General features: G+C 67.7%; 20 protein-coding genes. 19 read left to right on the top strand and 1 reads right to left on the bottom strand.

Annotated elements, in window-relative coordinates; all coding sequences use genetic code 11:
• Positions 1 to 13 precede the first annotated feature (13 nt).
• The 9 genes from ADK57_RS25750 (at position 14) to ADK57_RS25710 (ending at position 8,611) form a co-directional block, all read left to right on the top strand.
• Positions 14 to 1,606: a Terminase gene (locus ADK57_RS25750; RefSeq protein ID WP_234390422.1), complete on the top strand. Its 1,593-nt coding sequence runs from the start codon at positions 14 to 16 to the stop codon at positions 1,604 to 1,606.
• 30 nt (positions 1,607 to 1,636) lie between these two features.
• Positions 1,637 to 3,025 carry a phage portal protein gene (locus ADK57_RS25745; protein ID WP_063786009.1) on the top strand — a complete coding sequence of 463 codons (1,389 nt, stop codon included), beginning with the start codon at positions 1,637 to 1,639 and terminating at the stop codon, positions 3,023 to 3,025.
• Complete coding sequence (locus tag ADK57_RS25740) at positions 3,025 to 3,798, top strand: hypothetical protein (RefSeq protein WP_053751937.1); 774 nt, start codon at positions 3,025 to 3,027, stop codon at positions 3,796 to 3,798. The genes ADK57_RS25745 and ADK57_RS25740 overlap by 1 nt, the downstream gene beginning before the upstream one ends.
• A gap of 119 nt (positions 3,799 to 3,917) precedes the next feature.
• Complete coding sequence (locus ADK57_RS25735; protein ID WP_053751936.1) at positions 3,918 to 4,553, top strand: hypothetical protein; 636 nt, start codon at positions 3,918 to 3,920, stop codon at positions 4,551 to 4,553.
• A gap of 76 nt (positions 4,554 to 4,629) precedes the next feature.
• The gene (locus ADK57_RS25730; protein WP_053751935.1) at positions 4,630 to 5,580 is read left to right on the top strand and encodes a phage major capsid protein; all 951 of its coding nucleotides are present in this window, start codon (positions 4,630 to 4,632) and stop codon (positions 5,578 to 5,580) included.
• Positions 5,581 to 5,652: 72 nt separating this feature from the next.
• On the top strand, positions 5,653 to 6,651 hold the full coding sequence (locus ADK57_RS25725) for a glycosyltransferase family 4 protein (RefSeq protein ID WP_063786008.1): 999 nt from the start codon (positions 5,653 to 5,655) through the stop codon (positions 6,649 to 6,651).
• Between the two features lies 1 nt (position 6,652).
• Complete coding sequence (locus tag ADK57_RS25720) at positions 6,653 to 7,267, top strand: hypothetical protein (protein WP_053751933.1); 615 nt, start codon at positions 6,653 to 6,655, stop codon at positions 7,265 to 7,267.
• Positions 7,264 to 8,265, top strand: a complete 1,002-nt coding sequence (locus tag ADK57_RS25715) for a glycosyltransferase family 4 protein (RefSeq protein WP_053751932.1) — start codon at positions 7,264 to 7,266, stop codon at positions 8,263 to 8,265. The genes ADK57_RS25720 and ADK57_RS25715 overlap by 4 nt, the downstream gene beginning before the upstream one ends.
• The gene (locus tag ADK57_RS25710) at positions 8,258 to 8,611 is read left to right on the top strand and encodes a hypothetical protein (RefSeq protein ID WP_053751931.1); all 354 of its coding nucleotides are present in this window, start codon (positions 8,258 to 8,260) and stop codon (positions 8,609 to 8,611) included. Before ADK57_RS25715 ends, ADK57_RS25710 begins: the two co-directional genes overlap by 8 nt.
• On the opposite strand, the gene ADK57_RS25705 is transcribed toward ADK57_RS25710, so the two are convergent.
• Complete coding sequence (locus tag ADK57_RS25705) at positions 8,608 to 8,934, bottom strand: DUF4429 domain-containing protein (RefSeq protein WP_053751930.1); 327 nt, start codon at positions 8,932 to 8,934, stop codon at positions 8,608 to 8,610. The genes ADK57_RS25710 and ADK57_RS25705 overlap by 4 nt on opposite strands.
• A gap of 36 nt (positions 8,935 to 8,970) precedes the next feature.
• Between ADK57_RS25705 and ADK57_RS25700 the strand changes: the two genes are divergently transcribed.
• From ADK57_RS25700 to ADK57_RS25655, 10 genes are all read left to right on the top strand, one after another.
• Positions 8,971 to 9,297 (top strand): HK97 gp10 family phage protein, encoded by a 327-nt coding sequence (locus tag ADK57_RS25700; RefSeq protein WP_053751929.1) that lies wholly within the window; start codon positions 8,971 to 8,973, stop codon positions 9,295 to 9,297.
• Positions 9,297 to 9,689, top strand: a complete 393-nt coding sequence (locus ADK57_RS25695) for a hypothetical protein (protein ID WP_053751928.1) — start codon at positions 9,297 to 9,299, stop codon at positions 9,687 to 9,689. Before ADK57_RS25700 ends, ADK57_RS25695 begins: the two co-directional genes overlap by 1 nt.
• A gap of 71 nt (positions 9,690 to 9,760) precedes the next feature.
• Positions 9,761 to 10,348, top strand: coding sequence for a hypothetical protein (locus tag ADK57_RS25690; RefSeq protein ID WP_053751927.1), 588 nt, complete (start codon positions 9,761 to 9,763; stop codon positions 10,346 to 10,348).
• 93 nt (positions 10,349 to 10,441) lie between these two features.
• Positions 10,442 to 10,861, top strand: coding sequence for a hypothetical protein (locus ADK57_RS25685; RefSeq protein WP_053751926.1), 420 nt, complete (start codon positions 10,442 to 10,444; stop codon positions 10,859 to 10,861).
• Between the two features lie 143 nt (positions 10,862 to 11,004).
• Positions 11,005 to 11,277, top strand: a complete 273-nt coding sequence (locus tag ADK57_RS25680; RefSeq protein WP_234390421.1) for a hypothetical protein — start codon at positions 11,005 to 11,007, stop codon at positions 11,275 to 11,277.
• Positions 11,278 to 11,296: 19 nt separating this feature from the next.
• Positions 11,297 to 15,820 (top strand): hypothetical protein, encoded by a 4,524-nt coding sequence (locus ADK57_RS25675; protein WP_053751924.1) that lies wholly within the window; start codon positions 11,297 to 11,299, stop codon positions 15,818 to 15,820.
• Between the two features lie 165 nt (positions 15,821 to 15,985).
• Positions 15,986 to 18,058 (top strand): hypothetical protein, encoded by a 2,073-nt coding sequence (locus ADK57_RS25670; RefSeq protein WP_234390420.1) that lies wholly within the window; start codon positions 15,986 to 15,988, stop codon positions 18,056 to 18,058.
• 3 nt (positions 18,059 to 18,061) lie between these two features.
• Positions 18,062 to 19,156 carry a DUF5047 domain-containing protein gene (locus tag ADK57_RS25665; protein WP_053751922.1) on the top strand — a complete coding sequence of 365 codons (1,095 nt, stop codon included), beginning with the start codon at positions 18,062 to 18,064 and terminating at the stop codon, positions 19,154 to 19,156.
• Complete coding sequence (locus ADK57_RS25660) at positions 19,153 to 19,755, top strand: hypothetical protein (protein WP_053751921.1); 603 nt, start codon at positions 19,153 to 19,155, stop codon at positions 19,753 to 19,755. The genes ADK57_RS25665 and ADK57_RS25660 overlap by 4 nt, the downstream gene beginning before the upstream one ends.
• Before the next feature lie 9 nt (positions 19,756 to 19,764).
• Positions 19,765 to 20,409: a hypothetical protein gene (locus ADK57_RS25655; protein ID WP_053751920.1), complete on the top strand. Its 645-nt coding sequence runs from the start codon at positions 19,765 to 19,767 to the stop codon at positions 20,407 to 20,409.
• The last annotated feature ends 18 nt before the right edge of the window (positions 20,410 to 20,427 follow it).

The following is a 20,427-nucleotide window of genomic DNA, read 5'->3' as shown; positions in this document are numbered from 1 at the left end:
CGGTCACCACATCGTGGAGCACATCGAAGAGTTCCTCTGCCATGGTCCTGGCGACGTGGTGGGCGAGCCGATCGAGTTGGACGACGAGTTCTACGCGTTCATCGTCAAGGCCTACCGGATCGACCCGGAAACTGGTCGACGCATGTACCGGCGGGCGTTCCTGTCGCGGGCGAAAGGGCGCGCCAAGTCTGAGATCGCCGGGATGCTGGTGTGCTCGGAGGCCCTCTTCCCGGTCCGTTTCGACGGCTGGGACGCGGACGGTGAACCGGTCGGGCGGCCGGTGAAGTCGCCGTTCATTCGCTGCCTGGCCACGGAGGAAGGGCAGTCCGGCAACACCTACGACAACGTGTCAACGATGCTCGAGTACCTGATCGAGCATCACGGCGACGACTTTCCGGGTATCGATATCGGCAAGTCGGCGCAGTCGTCGAGCCGGATCATCCTGCACCACCAGCGGGGCGAGATCACTCCGTCGACGGCGTCGTCAGCTGCGAAGGACGGCGGCAAGGAGACCTTTGCGGTCTTCGACGAGACTCACCTGTATGTGCTGCCCGAACTGCGGCGTATGCATGGCACGGTGCGACGCAACCTGCGGAAGCGTAAGGAAGCCGAACCGTGGTGCCTCGAGACGTCGACGATGTACGAGCCCGGACAGGACTCGGTGGCGGAGGCGACACACACCTACTTCAAGGCCATCAGGGAAGGCCGGGTGCGGGACGCGGACGCCGCGGGCCTGCTCTTCGACCACCGGCAGGCCACGGACGGCGTCGACCTTGCCGACCGTGACGCCCTGCTGGCTGGCCTCAAGGAGGCTTACGGGCCGGCGGCTGCCTGGATGGATCTGGACGGCATCATTGCCGAGATCTGGGATCCCCAGTCGTCTCCGTCGGATTCACGCCGGTACTGGCTTAACCAGCCGGTCGCCGCCGAGGACGCTCTCTTGGACCCAGGGGAGTGGGCGAAGTGCCTGACGGACGAGCGGCTCCAGGACGGCGACGAGATCACGCTCGGCTTTGACGGTGGCAAGTCGGACGACGCAACCGTGTTGATTGCGATGCGCATCTCTGATCGGCTCGTGCAGCCGCTTGGGATGTGGGAGCGCCCGGATGGTCCGCTGGCAAAGGGCTGGGAGGTCGACCGTAAGCAGGTGTCGGATCTGGTGGCGAACGCGTTCGGCCGGTTCCAGGTCCGGGCGTTCTTCGCGGACGTCAAGCTGTGGGAGTCGTACATCGACGAGTGGGGCGAAACGTACCGCGATGAGTTGCTGGTGAAGGCGTCTGCCCGGTCTGTGATCGGCTACGACATGCGCGGCCACCAGCAGGAGTTGACGAAAGCTACCGAGGCGCTGGTGCAGGCCATCGTCGACCGGAAGATCCTGCAGACCGGCGACCAGATGCTGAAGCGGCATGTGGGCAACGCCCGCCGCCGCCCCAACAAGTGGGGTGTGTCGTTCGGCAAGGAGTCGCGTGAGTCCCCGAAGAAGGTCGACGGCTTTGCCGGGATGCAGCTGGCAGATATGGCCCGCAGGGCGTTGCTGGCCTCGCCGGATTGGGCGAAGCGGCAGAAGAAGAAGCAGCGCACAGGGCGCGTGCACGGATTCGCGTGATGGCGGGGAGGTGAGCGACGCGTGGCGGTCATGGACAAGGACAGTGCAGTGTCGACGGCGCGTCGTCTGCTGAAGATCCGCGACGGTGAGCAGATGCGGCTGGACAGGATCCAGCGGTATCTGTGTGGCCGCCACGACTCGGTGTACGTCCCGGCCGGGGCGCGGGCCGAATATCGGTGGCTGATCGAGCGGGCGAAGGTCAACATCCTGCCGCTTGTGGTCACAGTGGTCGCGCAGAACATGTACGTCGACGGCTACCGGCCGGCGGGTTCGGATACGAACGCGGCGCCGTGGGAAATCTGGCAGGCGAACCGGATGGATGCCCGCCAGCACGGCATTCACCGCTCGGTACTCAGTTACGGGGCCGCCTACGCGGTGGTGATGCCGGGCAAGCCGGTTCCGGTGATCACGCCGTTCTCGCCGCGGCGCATGACCGCCCTGTACGCGGACCCGGTGAACGACGAGTGGCCGATCTTTGCGGTGGAAGACCGCCTGGAGAACACGGCGAAGGGTAAACGCCGGGTGGTCCGCATCTACGACGACCAGGCCCGCTACACGCTGGCTGGCCAAGAGGACGGCTCACAGCTGGCGCCCGATGGTGATCAGTGGCTGATGCGGCACGATCTCGGGGTCTGCCCGGTGGTCCGCTACATCAACACCGAGGATCTCGACGGTGACGGCGTTGTGGGCGAGGTTGAGCCTCTGATCGACTCGCAGGACCAGCTGAACATGACGACGTTCAACCTGCTGATGGCTCAGCAGTACGCGGCGTTTCGTCAGCGGTGGGTGACCGGCATGGCGCCGCCTCTGGACGGCGACGGGAACCCGATCGAGCCGTTCAGGTCGCGTGTCGACGGCCTGTTCGTCGCGGAGGATGCGGACACCAAGTTCGGCGAGTTCGGCCAGACGGACCTGAAGGGCTACCTCGACTCGCGGGAGTCGACGATCCGGCACATGGCCACGCTGTCGCAGGTGCCGCCCTACCACTTGCTCGGGCAGATGGTGAACCTGTCTGCCGAGGCCCTGGCGGCTGCCCGTGACGGCCTCGACCGCAAGACGGATGAACGCGAATCGCTGTGCGGGGAAGGCCACGAGCAGACACTGCGGCTGGCCGGCCTCGCAGCAGGGGACGCCAGGGCGTGGGAGGACACGGCGGCGCAGGTGGTGTGGCGGGACACGTCGGCTCGCTCGCTCGCGCAGACGGTGGACGCTCTCGGCAAGCTGGTGACCATGCTTGGCGTTCCTCCACAGGAACTGTGGGAGAAGATCCCCGGGGTCACGCAGACTGACGTCGAGCGGTGGAAGACGACTGCCGAGCAGGGCGACTCGATGAACCGCCTCAACGGGATCATCGAGAAGCAGATGGACCAGCTCAAGCCGCCTTCGGCACCTGCGCCCGTAGCGGACTTGGTGCTCTGATGGCCGGCCAGGAGGCGCCGCAGAAGTACCGAGCCATTCAGGCTCTGATGGCGGCCCGCCTCGCACAGCAGGTGCTGCAGGTATGGCGAGAGCTGATGAACCCCGCCAAGGTCGACGCGTCCTGGCCCGCCGTTCGTGCCGCGTTGATGCCGATCGTGCGGCAGGCGCGTGAGCAGTCCGCCGCGTTGGCCGGCTCGAGCTACCTCGATGCCAGAAGCGACGCCGACATTCTCGATGACGACTTCGCCCCGGAGGGGCCGCTGCCGCTGCTGGTGCAGCGCCTTGAGGACTCGCTCGATGTGACGGGGCCCGTCGAGTTCAAGAAGGCCATCGCGGCAGGGAAGACGCCGCAGCAGGCCATGGACGCCGCGGCAGTCCGCATGGTCGGCACAACCCAGTATCTGGCCCTGGAAGGCGGTCGGCAGGTCATGCAGCGGTCGATCGCCGCGGACGACCACGCCACCGGCTGGTCGCGGGTCACAGACGCTGATCCGTGCGCCTGGTGCGCGATGCTCGCCTCCCGCGGGCCCGTGTACAAGTCGGCGCAGACCGCGGGTGATCCGCGGCAGGGCGGTGACCGCTACCACGACCACTGCGCGTGCCAGGCCTGGCCCGCGTTCACACATGACGAGCCGTTCATCGGCATTGCCGAGAAGCTCTACGACGACTGGCTGCGGGAAACGCGAGGCCGCGGCGGCAAGCACGCCGTCAATGCGTTCCGCCGCTGGTGGGAGTCCGAAGGACGCGCCGCATACGCGGCACCACGCCCCTGACTCCCGATCACGGCACCACTGGTGCCGTCCATGGCGCCCGCCGACACGGCTGGGCGCCTTTTGCATAACCACCTCCGCGTTCGCCGACACGGCAGCGCACCCGACAGGGAGCCCAATCAATGGCCGAGAACACCTCGGAGACCGCCAGCGGCACGCCGGCAGTCCCCACCCCCGCCGAAGCCGTCGCCGCAGGACAGATTCCCGCACAGGCCCAGAACCCGCCTGGCCGGCAGGCCGCCCCCGCTCAGCAAAGCGCGGGCGCCTCGAAGCAGGAGGTCACGGACTGGGAGTCCGAGGCGACGAAGTGGAAGGCGCTGTCCCGGCAGCACGAGAACAAGCACCTGGCTGCGCTCGGCTTCAAGTCGAAGGACGAGATCGAGCAGCTCCGCCAGGCCGCGCAGAAGTACCAGGAGTTCGAGGACACCCAGAAGACCGAACTCCAGCGGGCGACCGAACGCGCACAGGGCGTCGAGCAGCAGCTCGCCGATCTGCGCGCTACGAACACCCGCCTCATGGCAGCGGCGACGCACAACATCCCGCCGGACCTGATCGACCTCCTCGGTTCGGGCAGCGAAGACGAGATCAATGCGCGTGCAGAGATGCTCGCCGAGCGACTGAAGGCGTCCGCCCCTGCCGCGCCGCCGGCCCAGCAGCGGCCGGTCGAGTCGCTCACGCCGGGTGCCGCCACGGCTTCGGGTGGCACGGAGGTGACCCCCGACCAGTGGATCCGCGGCCTCGCGGGCCGTACCCCCTGACTAGGCATTTCGACGCAGCACCGGAATCTCCCATGTCCACGGGGCCGGGCCCGCTGCATTTCCGAAAGGAGACCCCGTGGCTACGTACAACTCCCTCATCAGCCGGGACGCCAGCAACGATCCGCTCGTCCCGACTCCCGTCTCAGCGGAGATCATCGAGGAGCTGCCAGCGGCGTCCGCGCTCCTGCAGCGGGCCCGCCGGGTCCCGATGTCGTCCAAGACTCAGCGCCAGCCGGTTCTCGACGTCCTGCCGCTTGCCTACTTCGTGGGCGGCGACACCGGCCTGAAGCAGACGTCGGCGCAGGACTGGAAGAACGTCGACCTGGTTGCCGAGGAGATCGCGGCGATCGTTCCGATCCCCGAGGCCTACCTGGACGACGCCCAGATGCCGATCTGGAACGAGGTGCGCCCCCGCCTGGTGGAGGCCATCGGCGCCAAGCTGGACGCGGCCGGCCTCTTCGGGCTCGACAAGCCGTCCACGTGGCCCACCGCGGTCTACCAGTCCGCGGTCGCCGCAGGAAACGCGGTCATCTCCGGGACCGGCGGCGACTTCGCAGTCGACGTCGCCACGGCCGCCGGGAAGGTGGCCGAGGACGGGTTCGCCGTCAACGGCTTCATCAGCCGGCCGGGCCTGACGTGGAAGCTCAACACGATGCGCACCGAGCAGGGCGTGCCGATCTACCAGCCCAACCTGCAGGGCACGCCGGGCGGAACGCTGTACGGCTACCCGATGTCGGAACTCACCAACGGCGCCTGGGACATGTCCGAGGCCGAACTGCTTATGGGCGACTGGGCGAAGGCCATCGTGGGTGTCCGGCAGGACATCAGCTTCAAGCTGTTCACCGAGGGCGTCATCTCCGACGACGACGGCAAGGTCATCCTCAACCTGATGCAGCAGGACTCGGTGGCCATGCGCGTCGTCATGCGCGTCGCGTTCGCCACGGCCAACCCGGCGACCCGCCTGAACACCAACTCGGCGACCCGCAGCCCGTTCGCCGTCGTCCAGGCGACCACGGCCGCGTCCTGACCGTGAGCGGCCGGCAGCCTCGACGGGTTGCCGGCCGTCTGGGGATCGGAGTTCCAGTTGCGGGTCTTGGCGATGCTTCACGCCTACCCTCCAGCCCACAATGCGGGGGCCGAGTGGGCGGCGCACAGCCTCCTGCGGGAGTTGGCGGCCCGCGGGCACAACGTGGACGTCCTCTTGTCGCAGCAGGATGCCGCGACCGACGCCTACGAAATCGACGGCGTGAGCGTATACCCGTACCGGGGCAAGGCGGATCCGTCGCGGTGGATGCGTGGTGACGGCCGAGCGCAGGCGATTGTGACGCACCTGGAGAACACGGCCAGGGCGTCGGTACTGGGGGAGCTGAACCGCATACCGGTGGTGCACTTGCTGCACAACACCTTCGAGAAGTCGAAGTCGTGGCTGGTGAAGGGCTCCCCATCGCTGGTCGTCTACAACACGGCCTGGATGAAGGCGGACGCGGAGGCGTGGTGGCGCGTTCATCGCGGGGATCGGCCGATGCCGTGGGGCATCACCGTGCACCCGCCGGTAGCCGTCGAGGACTATCAGGCCACGCCGGGCGACCGCATCACCCTGATCAACCTCACGGTGGAGAAAGGCGCGAAGGTCTTCTACGCCCTCGCGGAACGCATGCCGCGCCGCAAGTTCCTCGGAGTGATCGGCGGCTACGGGCAGCAGATCATCCGCGATGATCTTCCGAACGTGGAGATCGTGCCGCACACGCCGGGCGACCGCATGGCGAAGGACGTGTACGCCCGCACCAGAGTTCTCCTGGCGCCGTCCTCCTACGAGTCCTACGGGCGAGTCGCGGTCGAAGCGATGTGCTCCGGGATCCCGGTCGTCGCTCACCCGACCGCGGGGCTCATGGAGTCGCTGGGCGAGGCGGGCATTTTCGCCGACCGTGACGACTTGGACGCCTGGGAGGCGGCGGTGAAGCGTCTGTTCTCACCGAAGGTCTACCCGCAGGCGTCGAAGGCTGCCGCGGCCCGCGCTGCAGGACTCGACCCTGCTGCCGAACTTGATGTATGGGCGGCAGCGATGGAGGGGGTGGCGAAACGTGGATCCCCTCGCTAGCGTGACGGACCTTTCAGACCGCCTCGGGAGGCCGCTGACTCCAGTTGAGGAAGCGCGCGCGCAGTCTCTGCTGTCGGACGCCTCAGCGAAGGTCCGCGCGTACACCAAGCAGGCGTTTACGCGCACCGACAACGAGACCGTGGTGCTTCGCGCCCAGCAGGGCGAGATCCGGCTGCCGCAGAAGCCCGTCATAGCGGTCGCAGAAGTGGTGGCCGTCGGCGCTGGCGGTGCACCAGACCTCCCGGCGGTGGGATGGCAATGGGACGGGCTCGACATCATCCGAACGGCCGCCGACACCCCGTCGATCAACATGCCGGAGCTCTGGTACGACGAGGATGCCGACGCCTACCCGGGCACTTACCGGGTGATGTACAGCCACGGCGCTGCTGAAGTGCCCGCCGACGTGGTGGCGGTCGTGGCCCGCATGGCTCTCCGTACTCTGACATCGCCCACGGTCGCCGGCGGCGTGACGGGGGAGACGATCGGCCCCTACTCGTACCGAACCGACGGGTCAGGCGTGGGCACCGCGGTCGCAATGACCGACGAGGATCGCCGGGAGCTCGATGATGCCGGGTATCGGCCGAAGGTCGGCATGTCGATGGTGAGGCGCCGATGAGCCGGCCGCTGAGGGTCGTTGTCCGCGTCCATGCGATGCCTCCCGAGCACAATGCGGGCGCCGAGCACATGCTGGTCGGAATGATGCGTCCACTCGTCGAGCACGGACATGACGTGCAGGTGTGGCTGTCTCAGCATGGTGGCGCCCATGAGCCTTACGTGTACCAGGGGATCTCTGTGATCCCTCTGGCTTCCCGTCTGGATTTCGGGAGTGCAGTACGCAAGGCTGACCTCGTCCTGTCGCATCTGGAGTCCGTTCCGTCGACAGCGTCGCTGGCCCGGGGCTTCGGCAAGCCGATGATCGTGATCTGCCACAACACGCATCGACCCAGCTTCCGAGACATGGCCGCCGGCGGTACGACGCTGGCGGTCTACAACAGCCGATGGATGGCGCACGAGGCGGAACTGTTCTTCGCCGAGTACCCGAAGGGCGTGCGCCCGAGGCAGTCGCTGATCGTGCGCCCGCCGGTCGTGGCCACCGAGTACGCGACGAAGCCCGGCGGTGCGGTGACGCTCGTCAACTGCAGCAAGGAGAAGGGTGGCGAGGTTCTCGCAGCTCTGGCCCGGCGTATGCCGGAGCAGCAGTTCCTTGCCGTGACCGGCGCATACGGCGAGCAGATCCTGCCGGATCTCCCGAACGTCGAAGTCCTCGAGCACGTCCGGGGCGAGGACATGCGGACGCAGGTGTACGCGCGCACGAAGGTGCTGCTCATGCCCAGCTCCTACGAGTCGTGGGGGCGTGTCGGCGTGGAGGCGATGGCCAGCGGCATCCCCGTACTGGCCCATCCCACGCCAGGGCTGTGCGAGTCCCTGGCCGACGCCGGTGTGTACGTCGACCGCAACGACGTGGACGGCTACGAGGCCACGCTGAGGCAGCTGCTGACGCCCGGGGACTACCGCCTGGCGTCCAAGCGAGCGAAGGCTCGCAGCGCGGAACTGGATCCCTCGGAAGACCTTGCGGCGTGGTGCGCAGCCGTAGAGGAGGCCGCCAATGCGTGAGCTCCCCGCCGGCGACACGGTCACGATCCTGAGGCCTGGCGCGCCGTCCCGTGACGTGTACGGAAACGACGTCCCCGGACCTCCGACCGAGATCCCGGTACCCGGCTGCGGTATCGCTCCGCGGGACGGCACGGGGGCGGGCGCCAACGAGATCGTCGACGCCCGCGACACCGTCATCACCGGCCTCACCCTGTACGCCCCCTACGGCACCGACATCCGCGCCACGGATCGGATCCGCGTCGGCGGCGACCTGTACGAGGTGGATGGACTGCCCGGCAGTTTTCGCTCCCCGTTCACGGGCTCGACGGGACCGGTCGTGGCAGCCCTCGAACTCGTGACTGGCTAGCTGCGGGCCTGCTCGACGGCGGCGATCAGCTTCTCGGCGGCGTCGTTGCTTTTCCTTGGGATGGACAGGCTGTGCGGGTCCTCATACGGGGGCCGTCCGCCGTGCGTGAGCCCGGACTTCTCGCCGGCCGCGAGGCTGCCGGGGAGTACGAACTGCACGTAGCCGTGCATGAGCAGGCTGCCTGCCTTGAAGCGGGTGCCGGTGATGTCGGCGGCACGGATGCGTACCGGCGCGGGCTTGGGCCCAACGGGCGCCTTCGTAATGGTGACCCATTCCCCGTCGTAACTGATCGTGCCGAGCACGCCTTTCACCTGGATGTCCATGCTGCCCCCTGGGTTGCGCGAGTTTCTGGAGGGGCTATGGCAGCACGGTTCAAGGCGAACCGTAAAGGCATCGGCCAGATGCTGCGCATGCCCGGCATGCAGGCGGAGATGCTGCGCCGCGCCGAGGTCATCAAGGGCGTCGCGGTCGGCCTGTCACCCGTCGATGCCGGAGGCCCGCACCCGGGCCACTACCGAGATTCCTGGGAGACGGACAGCACGCCGCGCGGCGGACGCCGCCGAGACCGAGCCGTCGGCTACGTCCGCAACACCGCCCACTACGCCCGCTGGGTGGAGTACGGCACCGAACGGGTCACCGCGCACCACGTCTTGCTGCGTGCCGCACAGCTGGGCGGGCGGAACTGATGGCGGACGTCGGCAGCGTCGATATCGAGGCGGAACTCGTCGCCTGGCTGGCGTCTGGACTCGACGTGCGAGTCCTGACAGACCTTCCGGCCGACCTGGGCGAGGTCTTGCCTGTCATCCAGATCCAAAGGACTGGCGGCGGCGATGACGGGCTCCGCCTTGACCGCGCCTTCGTCGACATCGACGTGTACGCGGCATCCCGGCAAGCGGCGTCGCAACTCATGAGCCAGACACGCTCACTGCTCCTCACGCAACTGCGGGGAGCGGTCACAGCCGCGGCGGTCTTCACATCGGCCCGCACCATCGCGGCGCCGACATGGCGTCCGTATGAAAACCCCAACCTGCGCCGCTTCGGCGCCACATTCGAAATCTTCTGCCATCCGGTCTCCTGACCGTCGGCTGGGCCCGCGCCGGACCCGTTTTCCCGCCCGTGCGCGGGCTCTTCCATGTCTGGAGACATCTCATGGTCAACATCACCCGCGCCGCGGATCTCGCCCTGGTGGGCGCGAACGGCGGCGGCTTTGTCGCGCCGGTGGGTACGGCGGCGCCCGCGTCGCCGCTGGTTCAGCCAGCTTCTCCGTGGGAGCCGCTGGGTGCGATCTCGGACGACGGTCTGACCTACGGGTTCGATGAGGACTCGCAGGAGTTCACTCCGTGGGGTCTGACGTCGCCGTTCCGCACGCAGATCACCAAGTCGGTGCGCACGTTCGGCCTGACCGTCTGGGAGACCTCCCGGGTGGCGGTGCAGTCGCTGCAGTACCGGCTGGACACGGCGGATCTGGAGCCGGACGGCGACGGCCTCACCAAGTACGCGGAGACGGCCAGCCCGGTTCCGGACCGTCGCGCGTTCTGGTTCCTCGTCATCGACGGTGACGCCTACAAGGGCTTCTACGTCCCCGAGGGCGAGATCAACGACCGGTCCGACGTCACGTTCAAGCAGGACGAGATGTCCGGCTACGAGTGGACGATCACCACCTACCCGGACGCGTCCGGGAACACGGTCTACCACGTCGACAAGATTCCCGCGACGCCCGCCTACTCGGGCTCCTGAGCTGGTGGGCGGGCTGGATGAGCCAGCCGGCGCGGGCCCGGCCCGCCCACCTCACTATTCCTGTCCCGCGCCAGAACATAGGAGGCCCGCGCCATGGCCAGTGCCACGAATCGCAAGCCGCGCACGCCAGCTCGATCGACTTCCCGTCCGGCGGCGCAGCGCCGCATCGAGGAGCCGGAGGACGACTTCGTCGAGCCGGACGTGACGGAGGCGGAAGCGCAGGAGTCCGAGGCCGTCAACAAGCACGTCACCGGGATGCTGTGCGGTGAGGAAGTTCGCATCATTCCGCCGGGGGCATGGCGGCAGTCGTGGCAGAACCTGCTGAACAACGGGCAGGTCGGTGCGTTCATGGAGATCGTCCTCCACCCCGACGACTACGAAGTCTTCCTGGATCTTGACCCGACGAACGACGAGGTCGGCGAGCTGATCAATGATGCGGCGACCCGCGCGGGTGAGAGCCTGGGGAAATCCAGTGGACCCGCTCCGTCGTCGAGGCGCACGCGGAGGCGGTAGAGGGAGATCTCGCCTTCTACTATCCGCGGGATGCCGACCAGATCGACGCCTACCACCGCGGCGAGATGACGGCTCGGCGCCTTCGGGTCCTGATCCAGCGCCTGCCTCCAGAGTCGGCGACGTGGACGGCGCTGCGGAATGCCATGTCAGACGAAGAGGTGGCGGAGCAGGCGGAGAAGGGTGAGCCGGAGAAGGGCCGCTGGTCGCAGGTTGAGCAGCTGCTGGCCACCGTCGCTGACCGTGTGGCACGCCTTGAGTACGTGCTGATCTGTGTGAACACCGAGCACAAGTCGAAGCGGCCGCAGGCTCCGGAGCCGATTCGCCGCCCGGGCGCGAAGCCTGCGCGGGCGAAGCAGAAGCTCACGGACGACCAGGCGAACACCCTGTTCCGGATCATCAACGGGAGCGCCGCATAGCGCTGGGGGGAGGCCCTCAGTGCCCGCAATCTCTGTCGGCAGCGTCGAAGTTGATGTTCTGCCCAACGCTCAGGGCATTCGCCGGCGGATGCAGCAGCAGCTGGTCCCTGCGGCCGATGAGGTGGGCGAGGAGATCGGGCGGGTCATCGGCCGCCACGTCTCCACCCAGATCGCGTCGGCGGTCCGTAGCGGCATCACGACGGGCGGCCGGACTGCGACCCCGGCGGCGACCCGGTCCGGCTCGGATACGGGTGGGGCGTTCGGGCGGGCGTTCCGCACCCGCGTTGAGGCCGCTCTGAGGGACCTCCCTGACGTTGAGATCGACGCGGACAGTACCGACGCCCAGCGGGAGATCGCACGGATCCGTACCCAGCTGTTGGCGATGCGCGACATGCAGGTCGGTGTCGACATCGACGCGGCGGAGGCCACGGCCCGGATCGCCCGACTGCAGGAGCGTCTGCAACGCCTGTCGGCTTCGGATGCGGACGTGCAGGTGCGCGCAGATGTTGCTGCCGCATCGGCCCAGTTGACCGCCTTTCAGGTGATGGTGAACCGGCTCGACGGGCAGACGGCGAACGTCGACGTCGACACCCGGTCGGCCGCAGCCAACCTCAACCTGCTGACGACGGCGGCGATCGCGTTCGGCCCGGCGATCATCCCGGCTCTGCCGGTGGTCGCGGCTGGTCTGGGTGCGATCGCGGCTGCCGGTGTTGCCGCTGCGGCTGGTATCGGCGGTATCGCGCTAGTGGCGGCCCCGGCATTCAAGGGGATCGCGGGGGCGTTGCAGGCGCAGAAGGCGGCCCAGGATGCGGCGACGAACGCCACCTATCAGGGCGGCCAGGCGGCGGGGCAGGGCGCTTCGAAGGCTCGGCAACTGGCGGGGGCGCAGCAGGCGTTGGCGTCTGCGCAGCGTAATGCGGCCCGGCAGGTCGCCGAGGCGGAGCGGGGTGTGTCGGATGCTGTCCGGCAGGCCGCGCAGAACAATGCGCGCGCCGCGGAGCAGGTGAAGTCTGCCCGCCAGTCCCTCGCGGACGCTTACGCGCAGGCCGCGGACCGGATGCAGCAAGCGAACGCGGACGTGTCGCGCGCCGAGCGGGATCTCGCACAGTCGCAGAAGAGTGCACGGCAGGCCCAGCTCGATTTGGTGGCGGCCCGCAGGGAGGCCACACAGCAACTGGAGGATCTCGATAACCGGCTGACGGACAGCAAGCTCTCGCAGCGGGACGCCGAGATCGCGCTGAAGGAAGCGACGATCGAACGCGACCGGGTGCTGCAGTCGGAGACAGCGACCGAACTCGACAAGCAGAAGGCGCTGCTGCAGTACGACCAGGCCGTGCAGCGCCTGAAGGAGCAGACGACCGAGACGAAGCGCCTCAAGACGGAGACGGCCGCCGCGAACAAGGCGGGCGTTGAGGGCTCCGACACGGTCAAGTCGGCGCAAGAGCAGCTGGCGAACGCCCAGCAGGACGTCACTGACAAGACGGCAGCACTGGCGTCGGCGCAGCAGAACGTCACGAAAACCCAGATCCAGAACTCGCGGTCGATCGCCGAGGCGCAGTCGAAGCTTGCGGACGCCCAGCGGAACGTCGCGGAGACGCAGCGGCAGGGCGCCGAGACGATCGCCCGGGCGCAGGAGCGTGTGGTTCAGGCCCAGGAGGCTGGCGCGGAGTCGGTTGCGTCGGCTCAGCGGCAGATCGAGTCGGCGTCGGTTTCGGCGGCCGCCGGGGTGGATCAGGCTGCGATTGCGCAGGCCAAGTACCGGGCTGAGTTGGCGAAGCTGACGCCGGCGGCGCGGGAGACGTTCAACGCGTTCCTTGATCTGCGGTCGGCGTTCTCGGAGTGGTCGAAGGCGTTGCAGCCTGCGGTGATGCCGATTTTCACGCGGGCGCTGGTGTCGTTGCGGAACACGCTGCCGACGTTGACGCCGTTTGTGCTCGGCGCTGCTGCGGCCATCAGGACGCTGCAGGACCGGGCGTCGGCTTCGGTGAAGTCGCCGTTCTGGCAGGGCTTCAAGCGGGATCTGCAGGCGAACGTGACGCCCGCCATCGTCGGGCTGGGTGTCGCCTTCGGTAACGTCATCAAGGGCATGGCAGGCGTGATCGATGCCTTCCTGCCGCACATGGACTCCATCTCGTCTCGGATGCAGTCGATCACGGGCCGGTTCGCGACCTGGGGTACGAGCCTGAAGGGGTCGCCGGAGTTCGAGCGATTCCTGGCCTACTCGTCGGAACACGGGCCGCTGCTGGCGGACACGCTCGGCAAGATCGCGGGCGCGTTCCTGAGTATCGGCGCAGCCCTGTCGCCGCTTTCCGGCCCGCTGCTCACGCTGCTGGGCGGCGTGGCTGAAGCGATCGGCATCATCGCGGACAAGGCGCCGTGGTTCATCCTGCTGATCTACGGGATCATTCTGGCGACGAAGATCTGGACCATCGCCGTGTGGGCGTTCAACGCCGCTCTGGCGGCGAACCCGCTGGTTCTGATCGGGCTGGCGATCCTTGCCCTGATCGCACTGGTCATCTACGCGTACAACAAGTTCGGCTGGTTCCGCGATCTGGTGCAGGCCGTTTGGTCGGCGATCCAGACCGCGGTTCTGTGGGCGTGGAACAACGTCCTCAAGCCGACGTTCACGTTCATCTGGGAGGCACTGCAGACGGTCGGCCGGTGGGCGATGTGGCTGTGGACGAACGCCATCAAGCCGTCCTTCGACCTGATCGCCGCGGCGGCGAAGATCCTGCTCACGGCGATCGTCGTGCTCGTTCTGCTGCCGATCATCGCCACGATCAAGATCGTGGGCGCGATCGCGATGTGGCTGTGGACCCACGCGATCAAACCAGCCTTCGACCTGATCGCCGCACACGCCATGTGGCTGTGGAACAGCGTCTTCTCCCCGGTGTTCACGTGGATCGGGGACAAGGCGAAGTGGCTGTACACCAACGCCATCAAGCCCGCATGGGACAACATCAAGGCCGCAGGCAAAGCCCTGTGGGAAACACACCTGCGGCCCGTGTTCAAGAACATTTGGGGCGGCCTGCAAACGATCGGGAAGTGGGCCACCTGGCTGTGGAAGGAGGCCATCAAGCCGTCCTTCGACCAGATCGTCTCGATCGGGCGGACGGCATGGGACCGGGGCATCAAGCCGGTCTTCGACGGCTGGCGGAACATCATCCGCGGGCTCGGGGGACTGTTCTCCGACGCCGTTGCCGCGATCAAGAAGCAGTGGGACCGCCTGAAGACCGTCGCACGTGCGCCCGTCCAGTTCGTCGTCGACACCGTCTACAACAAGGGCATCGTCGGCGTCTGGAACAAGGTCGCCGACGCCTTCGGGGCGCCGAAGCTGAAGACGTTCAAGTTCGCGTCCGGCGGCATCATGCCCGGCTACACGCCAGGCCGTGACGTACACCGGTTCGTCTCCCCGACAGGCGGGGCGCTCGAACTGTCGGGCGGCGAGGCCATCATGCGGCCCGAGTTCACCCGGGCCGTCGGCTCCGGCTTCGTCGGCGCGATGAACTCGATCGCCAAGTCCCGCGGCGCACAGGGCGTGAAGGCTGCCCTGGCCCCGGTGTTCGGCGGCGACCCGAACACACCGACCGACAGGTCGCTGCGCTACGCAGGCGGCGGCATCGTGCAGTCGTTCGCGGACGGCGGCATCTTCGGCTGGATCGGCAAGGCCGCCAACGCCGTAGCCGGCGCGGGCTCGTCGGCGTGGAACGCAGTCAAAAAGGGCGCGTCCTGGCTGAAGGACACCCTGGAAGGGTCGGCACGGGCAGGCGTGAAAGCGGCCGTGAACCCGCTCCTCAAGTCATTCCCGGGCATGGACACCGGATTCGGGGCGATGATCCGCCGCATCCCCAACAAAATCCTCGACGCCCTGTTCGGCTACAGCAAGGACGCCGACAAGAAGGGCGCCGGTGGTGTGGGCGGCCCGAAGATCCAGGCCGCGCTGAAGTGGGCGAAAACCCAGAACGGGCTGCCGTACCAGTGGGGCGGCAACGGAAACCCCTCGTGGGACTGCTCGGGCTTCATGAGCGCCATTGAGTCCGTCATTCGCGGGCAGAAGCCACACCGCAGGTGGAGCACGCACGCGTTCAGCGGCAACGCGGCGCCCCCTGGATGGGTCAAGAACGGCAACAGCGCATTCAAGGTCGGCATCACGGCTGCTGGTGTCGGCCACACGGCGGGCACCCTCGGCAAGACGAAGGTCGAATCGAGAGGCGGCGACGGCGTCGTCGTGGGCTCGCGGGCTCGCGGCTACAACGACAGCCTGTTCACCAGCTGGTATGGGTTCAAGCCGGGGTCCTACGACTCCGGCGGCTACCTGCAGCCCGGCATGAACCTTGCGTTCAACGGCACGGGCAGGCCGGAGCCGGTGTTCACGACGGCGCAGGCGAATGCGCTCACGTCGCTGGCCGCACGGTCGGCGTCGCAGCAGCTCGGCGACCTGTCCGTGTCGGTGTTCGTCGGGAACGAGCAGATCACCGACATTGCCCGAACCGAAGTACGCACCGCACAGGGCGAACTCATTCAGGTACTCAACGCAGGCTGAGGAGGAATCTTGGCGATCCCCGGAAACCTCCTCAGCCCGACCACCGAGTCCATCGACCCGAACACCTCAGGGTGGACGAGCAAACTCAACTGCACACTCAGCAAGGGGACGGGCGGTCAGAACGGGGACGGCTGCCTCGTCGTCAGGTCAGTTGCGGCGGGCGAAATGCAGGCCCGCACCGTTACCTCGTATCCGGTCACTCCGGGCACGGTCTACTACACGTTCTCGGACGCGGCCGGAGTGTCGTCGGAGCGCATCGGGATCCGCTGGCTCAACCGGGCCGGCGCTGAAGTGGGCATCACATGGTCGGCGCTGACGACCGGCTCGTCATCGGGCTGGCACCGGGTCAGCGTGGCCGGTGCGGCGCCATGGGGGGCGACGAACGCGCAGGTACTTCTCGGCTCGACTGAGGCCGGCGCGAATGTCAACCATTTCTGGGAGAACGTCTACCTGGGCCTGCCGATCCGTATCCTGGGCAACCTCCTCCCCTTCAACACGGAATCGTCTGAGGTCGACGCGTCCGGGTGGACTCCCATCGTCAACGCGACGATCTCCCGGCAGGTCCCGGTGATGTCGTGGGCCGTCGACAACTACTACGCGGGCGGCCACACCCTGGCGATGACCGCGGTCGCCGCCGGCAACGCGTCGATCCTGGCAGTGGAACGCCCGAGCGTGACTCCGGGTGTCGAGTACCTGGCTTACGCCTACCTGCAGCCCCCGACGATCGCCTCAACGGTGTGGATCGAACTGCGCTTCTACGACAGCAACGGCAACCAGGTCGGCGCGCAACGCAGCACGCTGGCGCCGCCGACGCCGGCGACGGGCATGTACCGGCAGCGGGCCTCCATGGTTGCCCCGGCGAATGCCGCCGCGTGTTCCGTTGCGGCAGGACTGGATTCGGCGAGCGCCGGGCAGGTGATGCGGCTGGAGACGGTCGTCGTTGCGGTGGCGCCGAAACTGCAGGCCGGGTCGGTGCTTCCGTATGCCGACTCGTCGTTCGAGCAGGGCATCGCCGGGTGGACGGTCACATCTGGTGTGGCGACGATCGCCCGCACGACACCATGGGGGCTGTCCGCGTTCGACGGCGCCTACTCTCTGGCCGTCTCGTCGTCGACGGCGACAGCATCCACACTCCGCTCGGCGAAGTTCCCGGTCTCCGAGGGAACGAACTGGCGGGCGCAAGTGCTCGCGCATCCGGCGGCTGGCACCTGGGCTACGGCTCTGATCCGGATCCGCTGGTACAACGCCGCGAACACTGACCTAGGTGCGAGCACGGGAACGGGTTACGCCCTTCCCGGAACCTCCTGGTATGTGATTCCGTCGGATGCGGTCGCACCCGCGGGGGCCACGCAGGGTGCCATCGAACTGGTCGCGACCGCGTCGGCGACATCGAGCGTCCTGCACGTCGATCAGGCCGTTCTGTGGGAGGTTCTGCCGCTGACCGCGGTGGAGGAGTTCTCCGACGAGGGCTATATCAAACTGACGCTGAGGGAGCTGATCCTTGACTACGAACTGTCGGTGTACAGGGAGCTTCAGGATGGTTCCCGCACGCTGGTCCGCGGCCCGTATGGGCTGATCGACGACCAGGTCATCGCCTCCGACCTGATGATCATTGAGGATCATGAGGCGCCCCTGAACACGCCGGTCAGGTACTACATCGAACAGCGGGCTCCCGGCTCGCTCACCGCATCCACCCGCACCACCGACTACGCCACCGTCACCCTCACCGACATCAACCAGATCTGGCTGAAGGACCCCGGCAACCCGCAGCGCAACCTCAAAGTGACGGTGCAGCGACCCCCGGACTGGAACCGGCCCATCGAGCAGGCGTCGTTCGTCGTGCGGGGCCGCCGCAACAAGATCACACACAGCGGTAAGCGCCAGGGCCTCGAGGGAGACCTGCCGATCTGGACCCTGTCCGACCAGCAGCGCACATCCCTGCACCTTCTCCTCGATGACGGCAACACCCTGCTGTGGCAGGCCGTTCCCGGGATGGGCGTCGACGACATGTACGTCGCCGTCGGCCAGGTCCCGGAGGCCCGGACGGGCGGCCTGGCGCAGGAACAGATGCGGGCGTGGACACTCCCGCTGACCGAGCAGGACATGCCGGTCACCGTCGGCGTCGGCGGGCCGGCAGGCCGCACCTGCCAGGACGTCGTCACCGAATTCGCGACCTGCGCCTCCCTGCTGCCCGTGTACGCGACCAGCGAGGATCTGCTGCTCGACCGAAGGCGGTGAGGCGTGTACGCCGTTTCCGACCGGTTCCTAGCCCGTCTCGCCGAGAGCCACACCCCGATCACGACGGTGCAGCTGCTCCTCACGAATGGCCGCACCGTCGACCTCGAGCACACGGGCGGCAGCGTGTCGGTGGACCGCGGGCAGGCGATCCGCCGCACCTGCTCCGTCACCGTCGCCGACCCTTCCCTGATCCCGCGCACACCGGCCGACCAGCTCGCCACCTACGGGGCGCAGTTGCGGATCTCCCGCGGTGTCGAGTACGGCAACGCCAACGACATCGAACTAGTGCCGATCGGGGTATTCCGCCTCGACGACGTCGACGGAGACGTCAACGAAGGACCCGTCACCCTGATCGGCAAGGATGTGTCGGCGATCGTCGCCGACGACAAGCTCACCGCCCCCCACACGGCGACAGGCACCGTCGTCAGCGCCGTCACCGCCCTCATCCAGCGCTCCATCCCCACCGCGGCCGTCGTCAGCACCATCACCGACCAGGGCATCGGGAAGAGAACGTTCGATGTCGAGGCGGACCCGTGGGCGGCCTGCCAGGAGATCGCCGCCGGGGCCGGCGCCGAGGTGTACTGCAATCCAGACGGGGTGTTCGTCATCGCCACCCTGCCCGACCTCGCTACCGCCACCCCCGTATGGGAGATCAAAGCCGTCGAAGGTGGCGTGTACGTGAAGGCCAACCGCGGCATGTCGAGCAGCGGCGTCTACAACGGCGTGCTGGCCCGTGGCGAGAACACCGCCGAGAACGTGGCCCCGGTCAAGTACTTGGCGACCGATGCCGACCCCAACAGCCCGACCTACTGGTCCGGCCCGTTCGGGCGACGGCCGATGTTCTACAGCTCCAGCACCCTCACAACGACCGCGGCCTGCCAGAACGCGGCCACCCTGAAACTCGCGCAGGCCAAAGCACCCAACGCGACCGGCGACATCAGCTCCCTGCCGAACCCCGCTCTGGAACCGGGCGACGTGCTGCGAGTGCAGCACGAGGACGGCAGCCGCGAACTCCACCAAGTGGCCAGCTTCAGCGTCCCCCTCGACCTCGGCGGCGACTTCCCCATCGCCACTATCAGCGCCAAGGAGGACGCGTGACAACCTCCTCCCACGCCGCGAACCGGCAGCTGGCCGCAGCACTGAAAGGCCAGGCCAAACGCACCGGGGAGCAGACACCCTCGGTGCGCGGCTCCGACTGGCGGCTCGCCACCGTCACCGCCGAGAACAACGACGGCACCGTCACCGCCGACGACATCACCGGCATCCGCTGCATGGAGACCTACACCCAACCCCGCGCCGGCGATCTCATCGTCATCACCCAGTCCAGCAGCGGCAACTGGCTCGCCCTGGGACGCACCACCACGGTCGACCCGGACTGGACGCCGCTCACCCTCGCCGCCGGATTCCAAAACCCCGGCCACGGCTACACCGCCTCCTACCTGCGCGAGGGCCGCCGCATCTACCTGCGCGGACGAATCGGCCCCACCTCAGGAACGATCGCCAACAACGCCACCCTCCTCACCCTTCCGGCAGCAATCCAGCCCGCGGCCGTGTGCGCGTGGGCTGTCGTAAGGGATGCGTCGGTGGTGCCCGCCGTGTGCCGCCTGGAGATCAGCCTCACCGGAATCGTCCAGACCTTCCAGTCGTCGAACCTGCCGACATGGGTGGGCCTCGACGGCATCAGCTACACGATCTAGGAGGCCTTGGTGCCGGCAGACGACGAGTACGGGCAGGGCATCGACCTGTGGCAGATGACGGATGCACCTGACATCCCGGCCGCCATTAAGGCGCTCGCCGACGGCGTCATCCCGCGCAGCGTGCTGCGGTACGCCTCCGCGTCCGCCCGCGGCGCCGCCATCGATACGCCCGTCGACGGCATGATGACGTGGCTGATCGCCGAGGGCCGCCTGGAGATCTACCACAACGGCAGCTGGCTGGCGTGGCCGCCGATTCCCGTGCAGACCTTCCAGGTCAGTGACGCCCCGTACAACCAGGTGCAGACCACCGTCGACTACTCGTCGGGGGCGTGGCCGCGACCGCAGTTCGTGGTGCCGCCCTCTGGCCGCGCCTACGTCACCATCTCCGCCGGGATCTCCAACTACAACACGGACTCCAGCACGATCTGGGCGGCCTGGCGGGCCACCGGCAGCATGGGCTACACGTTCAGCGACCTCAACAAGACCGGCCTGTCCGCGCAGGCCGTGCGAGTCGTCGGGTCCCGCAGGCTGATGCTCACCGGCATGACCCCAGGCGAGACCATCACGATCATCCCGCAGTGGAACATCAGCTCCGGCACCTCCTCCACCGCCGAAACCATCGGCGGCGCCCTCCTCGTCGAACCCGCACCCTGACCTGCCGCACCACTCCAG

The organism is Streptomyces sp. MMG1533 (assembly GCF_001279775.1).
Classification (GTDB): Bacteria; Actinomycetota; Actinomycetes; order Streptomycetales; family Streptomycetaceae; genus Streptomyces.
This window is presented reverse-complemented; position numbering and strand designations above follow the sequence as displayed.